Annotated in this window: 10 protein-coding genes; 7 read left to right on the forward strand and 3 right to left on the reverse strand. The window is 60.2% G+C overall.

The features are described from left to right. The first annotated feature begins 12 nt into the window (after positions 1-12). The 4 genes from IWX87_RS13685 (at position 13) to IWX87_RS13700 (ending at position 4,283) form a co-directional block, all read left to right on the forward strand. Positions 13-1,524 carry a tripartite tricarboxylate transporter permease gene (locus tag IWX87_RS13685; protein WP_196864081.1) on the forward strand — a complete coding sequence of 504 codons (1,512 nt, stop codon included), beginning with the start codon at positions 13-15 and terminating at the stop codon, positions 1,522-1,524. Positions 1,525-1,750: 226 nt separating this feature from the next. Then, positions 1,751-2,692, forward strand: coding sequence for a DMT family transporter (locus tag IWX87_RS13690; protein WP_196864082.1), 942 nt, complete (start codon positions 1,751-1,753; stop codon positions 2,690-2,692). Between the two features lie 77 nt (positions 2,693-2,769). Beyond that, positions 2,770-3,564: an SDR family oxidoreductase gene (locus IWX87_RS13695; protein WP_196864083.1), complete on the forward strand. Its 795-nt coding sequence runs from the start codon at positions 2,770-2,772 to the stop codon at positions 3,562-3,564. Between the two features lie 41 nt (positions 3,565-3,605). After that, positions 3,606-4,283 (forward strand): rhomboid family intramembrane serine protease, encoded by a 678-nt coding sequence (locus tag IWX87_RS13700; RefSeq protein WP_196864084.1) that lies wholly within the window; start codon positions 3,606-3,608, stop codon positions 4,281-4,283. On the opposite strand, the gene IWX87_RS13705 is transcribed toward IWX87_RS13700, so the two are convergent. From IWX87_RS13705 to IWX87_RS13715, 3 genes are all read right to left on the reverse strand, one after another. Beyond that, positions 4,221-6,422: a S8 family peptidase gene (locus IWX87_RS13705; RefSeq protein WP_196864085.1), complete on the reverse strand. Its 2,202-nt coding sequence runs from the start codon at positions 6,420-6,422 to the stop codon at positions 4,221-4,223. The genes IWX87_RS13700 and IWX87_RS13705 overlap by 63 nt on opposite strands. Before the next feature lie 108 nt (positions 6,423-6,530). Further along, the gene (locus IWX87_RS13710) at positions 6,531-6,974 is read right to left on the reverse strand and encodes a hypothetical protein (protein WP_196864086.1); all 444 of its coding nucleotides are present in this window, start codon (positions 6,972-6,974) and stop codon (positions 6,531-6,533) included. Between the two features lie 110 nt (positions 6,975-7,084). Further along, positions 7,085-7,984, reverse strand: a complete 900-nt coding sequence (locus IWX87_RS13715; RefSeq protein WP_196864087.1) for a DMT family transporter — start codon at positions 7,982-7,984, stop codon at positions 7,085-7,087. Positions 7,985-8,123: 139 nt separating this feature from the next. Between IWX87_RS13715 and IWX87_RS13720 the strand changes: the two genes are divergently transcribed. From IWX87_RS13720 to IWX87_RS13730, 3 genes are all read left to right on the forward strand, one after another. Then, positions 8,124-9,119 (forward strand): quinone oxidoreductase, encoded by a 996-nt coding sequence (locus tag IWX87_RS13720; protein ID WP_196864088.1) that lies wholly within the window; start codon positions 8,124-8,126, stop codon positions 9,117-9,119. A gap of 127 nt (positions 9,120-9,246) precedes the next feature. Continuing rightward, positions 9,247-10,698 carry a DUF1800 domain-containing protein gene (locus IWX87_RS13725; RefSeq protein WP_196864089.1) on the forward strand — a complete coding sequence of 484 codons (1,452 nt, stop codon included), beginning with the start codon at positions 9,247-9,249 and terminating at the stop codon, positions 10,696-10,698. An 18-nt stretch (positions 10,699-10,716) separates the two neighbouring features. Next, on the forward strand, positions 10,717-12,132 hold the full coding sequence (locus IWX87_RS13730) for a DUF1501 domain-containing protein (RefSeq protein ID WP_196864090.1): 1,416 nt from the start codon (positions 10,717-10,719) through the stop codon (positions 12,130-12,132). The last annotated feature ends 103 nt before the right edge of the window (positions 12,133-12,235 follow it).

The following is a 12,235-nucleotide window of genomic DNA, read 5'->3' on the forward strand; positions in this document are numbered from 1 at the left end:
GGAGAATTAAAAATGGAACTGATTGAACACCTTTCATTGGGTTTCGGCGTGGCCTTCACGCCGATCAACCTGCTGTATTGCCTGGTAGGCTGTATTTTGGGAACGCTGATTGGCGTGCTGCCCGGCATCGGCCCGGTGGCGACCATCGCCATGCTGCTGCCGGCCACCTACGCACTGCCGCCGGTGTCTGCGCTGATCATGCTGGCCGGTATTTACTACGGCGCCCAATATGGCGGCTCGACCACGGCTATCTTGGTCAATTTACCGGGAGAATCGTCCTCGGTTGTCACCTGCATTGACGGCTACCAGATGGCCCGAAAAGGCCGTGCGGGACCGGCGCTGGCGGCTGCCGGTCTGGGTTCTTTCTTTGCAGGCTGCGTTGGTACCTTGATTCTGGCGGCCTTCGCGCCTCCATTGACCGAATTGGCCTTCAAGTTTGGCCCGGCCGAATACTTTGCACTGATGACCCTGGGCCTGATTGGTGCCGTGGTGCTGGCGTCGGGTTCGCTGCTGAAAGCCATCGCCATGATCGTGCTGGGCCTGCTGCTTGGCCTGGTCGGTACGGACGTGAATTCGGGCGTGGCGCGTTTCAGCTTTGACGTTCCGGAACTGACCGACGGCATCGGCTTCGTGGTGATCGCCATGGGCGTGTTTGGCTACGGCGAGATCATCAGCAACCTGGCCCAGCCAGAGAGTGAGCGCGAAGTGTTCACCGCTGGCGTGTCGGGGCTATGGCCGACCAAGCAGGACTTCAAGGACATGACGCCTGCCGTTTTGCGCGGCACTTTCCTGGGTTGCGCGCTGGGAATCTTGCCCGGCGGTGGCGCCTTGCTGTCGGCCTTTGCTGCTTATGCGCTGGAAAAAAAGATGAAGATGAAGCCGGGCGAAGTGCCTTTCGGCCAAGGCAACATCCGTGGTGTGGCGTCTCCCGAGTCGGCCAACAACGCCGGATCGCAGACCTCCTTCATTCCGCTGCTGACACTGGGCATTCCACCCAACGCCGTGATGGCGCTGATGGTCGGCGCCATGACCATCCACAACATCCAGCCGGGCCCGCAGGTCATGACCAGCAATCCCGAACTGTTCTGGGGCCTGATCGCCTCGATGTGGATCGGCAATGCGATGCTGGTGATTTTGAACCTGCCGCTGATCGGCATCTGGATCAAGCTGCTGACTGTTCCCTACCGCTACCTGTTCCCGGCCATCGTGCTGTTCTGCGCCATCGGCGTGTACTCGACCAACAACAACACCTGGGACGTGTGGATGGTGGGTCTGTTCGGCATCATTGGCTATATCTTTGTCAAGCTGGGGGCAGAACCCGCCCCCTTGCTGCTGGGCTTCATCCTGGGCCCAATGATGGAAGAGAACCTGCGCCGGGCATTGCTGCTGTCGCGCGGCGACTGGAGCGTGTTCGTGACCCGTCCGATTTCTGCCGGCCTCCTGGCAGTTGCGGTACTGATGCTGGTGATCGTGCTGCTTCCGGCCGTGAAGAACAAGCGCGAAGAAGCCTTCGTCGAAGAATGATGCTGGCGCCCTGACGGCCACTGCAAAAACGGCACCTTCGGGTGCCGTTTTTCATGGACGCGGCCAATTCACAGCGACAAGCCGCCGGGGACTGGCCGGCCTTCGTCAATGACGTGGAGCGCCGCCCGAATGCTAGATGCCGCCCGCCGCCCGGCCCGTGCCAAACTTGGGGACTTGCGACATGCAAAATTTTTCGGTTGCCTAGCCGTCGTGAATAACACACACCTTGAACAATATTTCTGAATCAAATAGGCCTCCAGCGCAATCAGATAAAGCTCAAGTAGCTCCCAAAAGCATAGCAACAGGGTTGCTGCTGGCGAGTTTTGGCGCGATTGCCTTCAGCGGCAAAGCGATCATCGTCAAGCTGGCTTACCGCTATGGCGTGGATGCCGTCACGCTGATCATGTTCCGCATGCTGTTTGCGCTGCCAATTTTTGCACTGATGGCCTGGTGGGCCAGCCGGGGCAAGCCGCCGCTGACCCGCAAGGACTGGCTGGGTGTGGTCTGGCTGGGCTTTACCGGCTACTACCTGGCCAGTTTCCTGGACTTTGCCGGTCTGGCCTATATCAGCGCCTCGCTGGAGCGGCTGATTCTGTACCTCAATCCGACCCTGGTCCTGCTGCTGGGCCTGGTGTTTTACCGGCGGCGCATTGCGCCGCTGCACCTCATCGGCATGGGTATCAGCTATGCCGGCGTGGCCCTGGTCTTTGGCCACGAGATCAAGTTGCAGGGCAGCGAAGCCGCCTGGGGTGCGCTGCTGGTGTTCTTCAGTGCCATCAGTTATGCGCTGTACCTGGTGTACAGCGGCGAGATGGTCAAGCGCCTGGGCTCGATGCGTCTGGTCGGCCTGGCCACCAGCGTGGCTTGTTTGTGCTGCTTGCTGCAATTCGTTTTGTTGCGCCCCATGAGCGCCGCAGTGGTGGCGCCCGAGGTGATCTGGCTGTCATTGCTGAACGCCACACTGTGTACCGCCGTGCCGGTGCTGATGGTGATGATGGCGATTGAACGCATCGGCGCCAGCCTGGCCGCCCAGACCGGCATGATCGGCCCGCTGTCCACCATACTGATGGGCGTGGTCATTTTGGGCGAGCCGTTCACCGCATGGGTAGCTGCCGGCACAGTGCTGGTGATTGCCGGGATTTTTGTCTTCACGCGGGCGGCGCGCTAGCTTTTACAGATCAACGCCAAAGGGCCAGACTTCGTATCATGGAAGTTTTTGGATCTCACGCTTTTTAAGGAATCAACATGGATTTGGGAATTGCCGGTAAATATGCGCTGGTCTGCGGCGCCAGCAAAGGCTTGGGCTTTGGCTGCGCACAAGCGCTGGTGCGCGAAGGCGTGCATGTGCTGATCGTGGCACGCGGCGCCGAAGTGCTGGAAGCAGCGGCCAATAAATTGATAGCTGACAACGCTCGGCCAGCAAGCGCTAACGTGCAATTTGTGGCTGCAGACATCACCACGGTCGAAGGCCGCGCTGCTGTATTCGCGCTGCGCAAGGAATTCGATATCGTGGTCACCAATGCCGGCGGCCCGCCAACCGGCGACTTTCGTGACTGGGACCGGGACGCCTGGATCAAGGCGGTCGATGCCAACATGCTCACTCCCATCGAGCTGATCAAGGCGACGGTCGATGGCATGGCCGCGCGCGGCTTTGGCCGCATCGTCAACATCACTTCCAGTTCAGTCAAGTCACCGATTGACATCCTGGGCCTGTCCAACGGTGCGCGCAGCGGCCTGACCGGTTTTGTCGCTGGCGTGGCCCGCACCCAACTCGCCGCGCAAGGCGTGACGATCAATAACCTGCTGCCCGGCAAGTTCGACACCGACCGCATTGCCACCACCGTGCGCGCCGCGTCCGAAAAGTCAGGCAAGAGCGTGGAAGAAATCCGCCGCACGCAGCAGGCGCAAATCCCTGCAGGCCGCTACGGCACACCCGATGAGTTCGGTGCCATCTGCGCTTTCCTGTGCAGCCAGCAGGCGGCCTATATGACAGGCCAGAACGTGCTGGCCGACGGCGGGGCGTTTCCGGGAACGTTTTGAAGTTTCGGACTGTGGCTGCCAGCGCAGCGGTAAGTCGATCTTTGGCAGGTCGGCCGACGGGCAATGCCATGGAACTGCTGGGTTTTGCTGTTTTTTTCGTGGTGGTCATGCTTGGGTTGCAGTTCTGGCCAGGGGCGTCTGAGCACTTTCGATTTTCGAGGGACAGCTTTGAGCAGGGCGCGTTCTGGCGGCTGGTCACTTCGCAATGGGTGCATTTGAGCGGCTGGCATGCCGCGGGCAATGTGTTTGCGTTGGTGGCAATCGTTTTTGCAAGCGGATCGTGGGTTCGCTGGCGGCTTCAGCTGCTGGCGTTGTGCGGTGGTTATGCCGGCGTGGCGCTTGTGGTTGCGCTTGATCCGAACTGCAGTTACTACGCCGGGGCTTCCGGGGCATTACACGGGTTACTGGCTGGCAACGCCGTGAGCATGGCGTGGACGGCCTGTCCGTTTAGCCAACCCGAGGACAGCATGATTGATGCGGCCACAGCATCTGCGACACGCTTGACCTGCATTGCTGCCCTTGCCGTGCTGGGCGTCATGGCCTTGAAACTCTGGCTGCAAATAGACAGCACACGAGAAGCGCCGCTGAACGGATGGAGCTTTCCGGTTTACCACCCGGCCCACGTGGCGGGGGCGCTAGGTGGCATGGGAATGGTGTTATTTTTTATGGCCGCCCGTGCCGTGCTGGCGACCAAAGTAAAGTCCAAACCCAGTCAGTGACAACAGGGCAAAAACATCAAGCCAACTCATCGCTCCGCCGCCGCCACTACCACTACCACTGCTGGCTTCTGCTGTTGTTGTAGTAGTAGTAACAGGTGCTTTGACAGTGATCGACACCGTTTGCGGAACCCCGCTGAAAATGCCGTCATTCGGCGTAATGGTGAACGTATAGCTCCCCGCGGGGCCGGCCTCATTCCAGGTGAACATGCCAGTGGCCGGATCCAGGCTGGTGCTCGCAGGCAGACCGCTGGCTACAAACACCACAGGATTATTTTCTGTATCAGTAGCCGCAGCGGTAAAGCTCAGGTTAGCGCCTTGCACCACAATTTGAGCTGGAATCGGAACAAGAACCGGCGCGGTGTTGGACATGAAGGTGATTTGATTCGAGGCGGTTAATCCAGCACCATCAGTGACTTTTACCTTGAACGTGTAGCTGGCCCCAGGAGCAGGAGCGACAAAGGAAGTGCTGGAGGTCGTGTCGCTGGCCAGGTTCACGGCAGGACCTGCAAGTTGCGTCCATTGGTAGCTGAAGTTCGTGTTGCCGCTGGTTCCCGCCAAGGCGTTCGCCGAGAAGCTGATGGTCGATCCCGTGGTTCGAACACCAACCAGATTGGGTGATGCGGCTACTGTGGGCGCCATCGAGTTGAGGCGGTCGATGGCGGCCTTGGCATCGACCAGGCCGGCGCCGCAGTCGGTGCGGGTCGTGCAAAACGTGCCTGCCGGATACGACCGGGCCGAGTTGGTCATTACCGAGCTCAAAGTGTCCGGTGTGATCGCGGGTTGCAGGCTCGCCAGCAAAGCCGCGATCCCTGCCACGTGTGGCGCAGCCATGCTGGTGCCCTCGTATCCCGCGTAGCTGTCGGCACCAGGAACGGTAGTTCCTGTGTTCAGAGTGGAATACACCAATGCGCCATCACCCCGTATCAAGGAGCCGAACCCACCGCCAGGGCCGCTGATGGTAGTTCCTGGGCCGATATTGCTGTAGTTGGCGTTGTCGCCCAACTTGGTATGCGCGGTCACTGCGACCACGCCAGTGCAATTGGCGGGTGAACCGATGCCAATCAAGCCTTTGTTGCCCGTGGCAGCCACCACCACGCTACCAGCTGCGCGTACAGCATTGACGGTATCTTGGAAGGTGTTACCGCAAGAACCTGTGCCACCCAGGCTGAGGTTCAGCACCTTGGCCTTGTTGGGGTTGGCCGGAATACCGGGCACACTCAGCCCTGCGGCCCACTGCATGCCAGCGGCAATGTCAGAGGAAAAACCGCCACAGGTGCCAAGCGCGCGCACTGGAAGTATTTTGGCGTTGAACGCCACGCCCGCACCCCCCATACCGTTATTGGTGACTGCCGCAATCGTGCCGGCCACATGGGTGCCGTGCCAACTGCTGTTGCTGGAAGGTGAGCCTTTTGTGCAGGCGCCGGCCAATTCCCAATCTCCGGGGTCTAAAGCGTCGCTGTCGCGACCATCGCCGTCGTTGGCCTTGGCGAGGTCACTGACGAAGTCATAACCCGGCAAAATATTCGCAACCAAATCTGCGTGTGGCCTGTAACCCGTGTCAATCACAGCCACCACTACTCCAGCGCCCGTCGAACTGTCCCAGGCGGCCGGTAGGTTGGCTCCGCCGGGGGAAATCGCCGGGGCTTGGTAGTGCCACTGTTGACCCGATTGGTAGCTCGGATCATTTGGCATGAAGGAAGGATAAACAATTTCGTCAATTTCCGCATAGGCTACTGTCGGGTCTTGCTCTATTTGTTTGGCCAGCGCAAACAGTTCCGCACGGTTCAGTTTTTGGCCAGTGACGGCAACGTGTGTTTGTGACGTTACCGACTTCAAGTAAGACAAGCCCGCCGCACCCGCATTGACTGATTTCATTGCCGCGCTGGTATCCATCGTCTCCACCTGACTGCGCGCCGCATGAAAGTCAAACACGCCTGCGCGGGTGGTGGCTCCGTCCTTGAACTTGATGATCAGGCGGTTAAATTGGCGCTCGGTTTGCAGTGGTCCGGCAAATGCCGTGGCCTGTGCCTTTTGAAAGTTTTTGCCTGGCGGTGGCAACTGGGCTGTGGCTACGGCGCTAACCGACGCGATGGACAGCGCAATGGTGGTAACGCCAAAATGTTTCGGTTTGATTTTCATTTTTGTTTCTTCAGGGAGCCAGGACGAAAAAAATGGTGCGTTTGCGTGTGGCTCGTCGCATGCTCAATGCACCGCAGATTCACTTCACTGCCGCCTGGTTGTGCAAATTCAGGAGGGTCGTGCCATGGCGTCTGCTTCGACCCGCAGTACCGACGGGATAGTTGCCAGGCTTCGCAGGACTTCAGCCTGGCTCTGGCCGTTCTGGGGCTCTACTTGATAAACATGGGTATCAAGCGACACGCTGGAGATGTACGCGATGCGTGCGTGAATATGCTGGGCAATGTCTTGTAAAAAAGCCTCGTCACTGTAAGGCACCCTTTGCCTGAATTTCACAATCACGCGCATAGGTTTTGCAATGTCTGAATCCACCGAATGAAGCAGCAAATCCTTTTGCATTGGAGGCGTTGCAAAAGCTGAATTGCTAGAACTGCATGCACTCAGTGCCACCGAAGCTAAAGAAATTGCAGCGATAGTCCCCCACATTCGAAAGTAGGAAAATCCTTTTTTCGACCGATATTTACAGCCTTCAACTTTGTAAATACATGCTTTCATATTTTTTATTATTAATTAAAAAGTTAAATTAGGAGCAATATGTAATATAAAAAAAAGGTATTTAGCCCTTCAACACAGTGCACTCAAAATCCGGGAATGCAGCGCTAACCTCAGAGCCGCGACGACACCACGATTCCGCCGACGATCATCAAAAAAGCCAGCCCATGGTAGAGGTGCGGCAACTCGCCCAGAAAGGCCGCTGACAGCAGCGCGGCGAAGAGCGGCGTGAGGTTGGTGAAAAATCCTGCAATCGCCGGCCCGACCCGCTGCATGCCCAGTCCCCAGCAGCGATAGGCCATGATGGCCGGTCCGATGGCGATATACAGCAGCGCCGCCGCCAGCGGCCAACCCCATTGAATGCGCGCGTCCACCAGCGCCCATTCACCTGCGGCGAACAAGCCTGACCAGCCCAGGCCAAACAAGACCTGTGCGATCAAAAAGGCAGCCCAGCTGCTGCGAAGCTCAGACGGCTCCATAGGCTGTGCTAGCAACCAGCTGTAAAACGCCCAGGCCAGCGTGGCCAGCAGTACATAGATGTCACCCGGCACCAGGCGCACTTCCAGCAACAACGACCACTGGCCGCGCGACAGCACCACCAGCACCCCGGCCACCGACAGCAGCGCCCCGGCTGCCTGTTGGCGCGACACGGGTTTTCCAAAAAAGACAGCGCCCACCACCAGCATCCATACCGGAATGCTGGACGCCACCAGCGTCACGTTGAGCGGTGTCGAGGTCTGCAGCGCCAGGTATTGCAGCGAGTTGTAGCAGCCGATGCCCAGCAGGCCGAGCATGGACAGGCGCTTCCATTGCGCCCACATGCTGCTCCCCGGGCGCAGCACCTGCCAGGCCAGTGGCAGCAAGATGGCGAACGCCAGCGTCCAGCGCAGGAAGTTCAGCGTCATCGGCGGAATCAGCGTATGAACCAGGCGGCCGACCACTGCGTTGCCAGCCCACAGCAGGGGCGGCAGCGTCAGCAGCAGGGCGGTGGCGGGGGTCAGGCGTTGATTCATGGTCGTGACTTTACCAATCTGCGTGGCGGTTTCTGCACAGGCGTTTGGCGCGCAGCGCCCGTCAGCGGCGGGCGGCGATTCGTGTCACCATGGCGGCTCAGCGCCTCTCTGACTCAACGACCACTCCAAGGAATACCTGATGACCGTCATGACCTCCCAAGCCGTCCGCATCGACCAGCACGGCGGCCCCGAAGAACTCAAGCTGGTGGAGGTGCAGGTGGGTGAACCAGGCCCCGGTGAGATCCGCATCCGTCACAAGGCCATCGGGCTGAACTTCATCGACGTGTACCAACGCAGTGGTCTTTATCAGTTGCCGATGCCGCTGCAGCTTGGCATGGAAGCGTCGGGCATTGTCGACGCCGTTGGCGAGGGCGTGACGCATCTGCAGCCCGGCGACCGCGCCGCCTATGCGAGCCAGCCACCGGGCAGTTACTGCGAAGTGCGCGTCATGCCGGCCAAATGCGTGTGCAAGTTGCCCGACGCGATTTCCTTCGAGACCGGCGCGGCCATGATGCTCAAGGGCCTGACTGCGCAATACCTGCTGCGCCGCACCCAGCCGCAGGGCGGGTTGACAGCGGGTGATTTTGTGCTGTTTCACGCTGCTGCCGGCGGTGTCGGCCTGATTGCCTGCCAGTGGGCCAAGGCCATGGGACTGCAACTGATCGGAACGGCCGGCTCGGATGAGAAATGCACGCTGGCAAAAGAACATGGCGCGGCGTTTGTCATCAACTATGCAAAAGAAGATTTTGTCGCCCGCGTCAAGGAAATCACCAACGGTCAAGGCGTGAAAGTGGTTTATGACTCGGTTGGCAAGGACACGTTCGACCGTTCACTCGACTGCCTGCGGCCCTTCGGACTGATGGCGAGTTTTGGCAATGCGTCCGGCCCTGTCGCGCCTTTTTCGCCCGGCATTCTTGGCCCCAAGGGGTCGCTGTATGTGACGCGCCAGACATTGTTCAGTCACATCACCACGCGCGAAAGCACGCAGGAAATGGCCGACGACCTGTTCGCGATGGTCGTCAGCGGCAAGGTGAAGATCCGCATCGACCAGCGCTTTGCACTGGCCGATGTGGCCGAGGCGCATCGGGCGCTGGAAGCGCGCAAGACGACGGGCTGCACCATCCTGACGCTATAGCTGCGTCATTTCAGTGCTTGAAGGCCGCGCTGGAAGCGGTTCAGCGCCTGCGGTAAATCTGTGTAAAGCTGTTTTTTAATGTAACGTTTACAGCTGCCCGTGCGTTAAATGCTGGCAGGAGATTTACATGCACAACCCTTTCATCGCAAGCCGCCTGGTAACAGCCACCATTGCTGCTCTGACCAGCCTGCTGGCAAACGCACAAACCAGCCCCTTGCCTCTCGGTATAACCGACAGTGCACCTCCTGCCGTATGGCGCGCCACCTCGCGGCTGTGGTATGCCCCCACGCCTGACCAGACGGCAGCCATGGCACCCCGGACATGGGCATTGAGCCAGATTGATGCGGCCTATGCCGCCAGCCAGCAGGCACCGGCCATTCCGCCCGAACTGGCCCGGATCAATGCGCCTCTGGGTGACATTGCGCGTGACTTTCAGGCGGAACGCGAGTCCCGCAAAATCTTGCGGGCGCAGGCCGTGCCCGATGCTTCCGGCCAAATTCCGCTTTCACCACCGGCAGCCGATGCACCCGTGTTCAGCCGCGACATGGCGCAAAGTGCGGCCGCCTGGCGCGTCATGGCCTGCAGTGATCCAGCGCTGGAAAACCCCTTGCTGGCGCGCATGACCGAGTTCTGGTTCAACCACCTGAATGTGTTTGTTGGCAAAGGCAATGTGCGGCCGTTTGTCGGGCATTACGCAGTGAATGTCATCCGCGGCCATGCGCTGGGTCGTTTCGAGGACTTGCTGCTCGCCAGCGCCCGGCATCCGGCCATGCTGTATTACCTCGACCAGGCGCAAAGCAACAGTCGCGGCCTGAACGAAAACTATGCACGCGAGTTGATGGAATTGCACACGCTGGGCGTGGGCGGCGGCTACACGCAAAACGATGTGCATGAACTGGCGCGTATCCTGACCGGCTGGACGGTCAACCTGCGGGACGGTGAAGGTTTCCGGTTTGCCGAGCGGCTGCACGACAAGGGCGACAAGACTTTTTTGGGCCGGCCTTACACCAACCAGGGCCAGCAGGAAGGCGAGGACGCCATCCGCTTTCTGGCACGCCAACCGGCGACGGCGCAGCGGGTGTCAGAACGTCTGGCGACTTTTTTTGTGGCAGACAAGCCACCTGCCGCCTTGGTCGCGCGCTTGCGCCAAACCTTTCTGGCCAGCCAGGGCGATATGCGCGCGGTGATGCGCACCCTGGTGTCGTCGCCTGAATTCTGGGCCGCAGACAACCAGCTTTTCAAAACCCCGATGGACTTTGCCTGCTCGGCACTGACCGCCGGCGGCGGCGTGAAAGACCGGCGCGACGTGACGCAAACCCTGGGTTTTCTGGCGCAGGCCGGCCAGCCCATGCACGGCTGGCCGACCCCCGACGGTTACAAAACCGACGCCGCCACCTGGCTGGCCCCCGAAGCCCTGACGCGCCGAGCCGACTTTGCCATGGGGCTGGCTGCGCGCATTGCCGAGCCGGTGTACCTGAATGCTTTTTTGAGCCCGGCCACACAAGAGCGTATTGCCCGTGAGCCGGCAAAAATCCGCACGGGCCTGATGCTGAGCAGCCCCGACTTCATGCGCAAATAAACCAGGAACGTTCCCACCATGAACACCTCAATTTCTTCAGTAGAAGCCATGCTGCGCCGCCGCAGCCTGCTCGGTCTGGGCGCGCTGTCCGCGCTGGCACTCTCGAGTGTTTCGCACCCGGTGTGGGCGCAGCCCGCACCAAGGGGAGGAAAGTCGGTAGCTGGCGGCGGTCGGCTGGTGGTGGTTTTCCTGCGCGGCGCCTACGACGGCCTGTCGGCTTTTGTGCCTTACGCCGACGCGAACTACTACGCCATCCGTCCCAATATCGCGATTTCAGCGCCTGACGGCACGGCGCAAACGGCCCTGAGGCTCGACAACACCTTTGCACTGCATCCTGCGTTGGGCTCCCTGCTGCCCTTATGGCAACAGGGCGTGCTCGGCTTTGTGCCGGCGGCAGGCCTTCCGGTACCGAACCGGTCGCATTTTGATGCCCAGTACCAGATGGAAATTGCCAGGACAGGCAAAACCAGCAGTTCGCCGGGCTGGCTCAACACAATGGCCGAACTTGAGGGCCGGACGGGCAATGCCGTTGATGCATCCGGCAACGACAGCGCCGTGGCGATTGGTGTCGGCGAAGCCAATCCGGTCATTCTGGGCGGACCGGCTCCCGTCAAGTTGATTCCACGCGGCCAGGCCGCAGAGAAAACCGGTGTGCTGGCCAACGACAAGACGCGCCAGGCCCTGCTGGACCTGTATGGCGGCAATGACAGCCTGAGCATGGCGTTCCGGCAAGGTGCGGACAGTCGCATGCAAAGCGCAAAAGAACTGGCATCCGAAAAAGTGATGGCCGATGCAAGCCGTGATATGGCCATGCAGCCCGCCCAGCGCATGCCAGACCGCGGCCTGGACCGTGACGGCGCGCCGGCCAACCTCCAAATGCGGTCAGCGCAAATGGTTGCCGCCAGCAACGGCGCGCCTGACCCCGTCGGGTTGCAACTTGATGCGCAGCATCTGGGCACCCTGATGCGCAACGACCGCAGTCTGCGACTGGGTTTTTTATCTGCCGGCGGCTGGGACACCCATGCCAGCCAGGGCGCTGCCACCGGGCAACTGGCCAACAACCTGGGCAATCTGGCGCGTGGCATTGCGCAGCTGCGGCAGGTGTTTGCAGAACCCGGCGATGTCATCGTGGTGATGAGCGAGTTTGGTCGCACCAGCGCCGAAAACGGCACGCGCGGCACCGACCATGGTTTTGGCAATGCCTTGTGGCTGATTGGCAATAACGTGGCGGGCGGGCGCTGGCATGGCGATTGGACCGGGCTGGCCCATGGCAACCTCAATGAAGGACGCGACCTGCCGGCGCACCACGATTACCGCGCCGTGCTGGCGCAGGTGCTGCGTCGCACCTTTAACCTCGGTGATTCCCAGCTGGCGAATGTTTTGCCGAACAGCAATTGGGACCGTCGGCTGGATGGATTGCTGAAAAAGGCCTGAGTGCGGCAGCGCATCGGCCCGCACCGGGTTGGTAGCCGGTCTGATACGCAAACAAGCCCCGGAAAAGGACCTCACAAAGAAAATATTAATGAAAAAGCCTTCT

This window comes from Polaromonas sp. CG_9.7 (genome assembly GCF_015752205.1).
GTDB lineage: Bacteria > Pseudomonadota > Gammaproteobacteria > Burkholderiales > Burkholderiaceae_C > Polaromonas.

Bases quoted from the DNA above. Each gene is read 5' to 3' on its own strand.
- IWX87_RS13685 (WP_196864081.1), top strand. From the start codon at position 13: ATGGAACTGATTGAACACCTTTCATTGGGTTTCGGCGTGGCCTTCACG.
- IWX87_RS13695 (WP_196864083.1), top strand. From the start codon at position 2,770: ATGGATTTGGGAATTGCCGGTAAATATGCGCTGGTCTGCGGCGCCAGC.
- IWX87_RS13705 (WP_196864085.1), bottom strand. From the start codon at position 6,422: ATGAAAATCAAACCGAAACATTTTGGCGTTACCACCATTGCGCTGTCC.
- IWX87_RS13710 (WP_196864086.1), bottom strand. From the start codon at position 6,974: ATGAAAGCATGTATTTACAAAGTTGAAGGCTGTAAATATCGGTCGAAA.
- IWX87_RS13715 (WP_196864087.1), bottom strand. From the start codon at position 7,984: ATGAATCAACGCCTGACCCCCGCCACCGCCCTGCTGCTGACGCTGCCG.
- IWX87_RS13720 (WP_196864088.1), top strand. From the start codon at position 8,124: ATGACCGTCATGACCTCCCAAGCCGTCCGCATCGACCAGCACGGCGGC.
- IWX87_RS13725 (WP_196864089.1), top strand. From the start codon at position 9,247: ATGCACAACCCTTTCATCGCAAGCCGCCTGGTAACAGCCACCATTGCT.
- IWX87_RS13730 (WP_196864090.1), top strand. From the start codon at position 10,717: ATGAACACCTCAATTTCTTCAGTAGAAGCCATGCTGCGCCGCCGCAGC.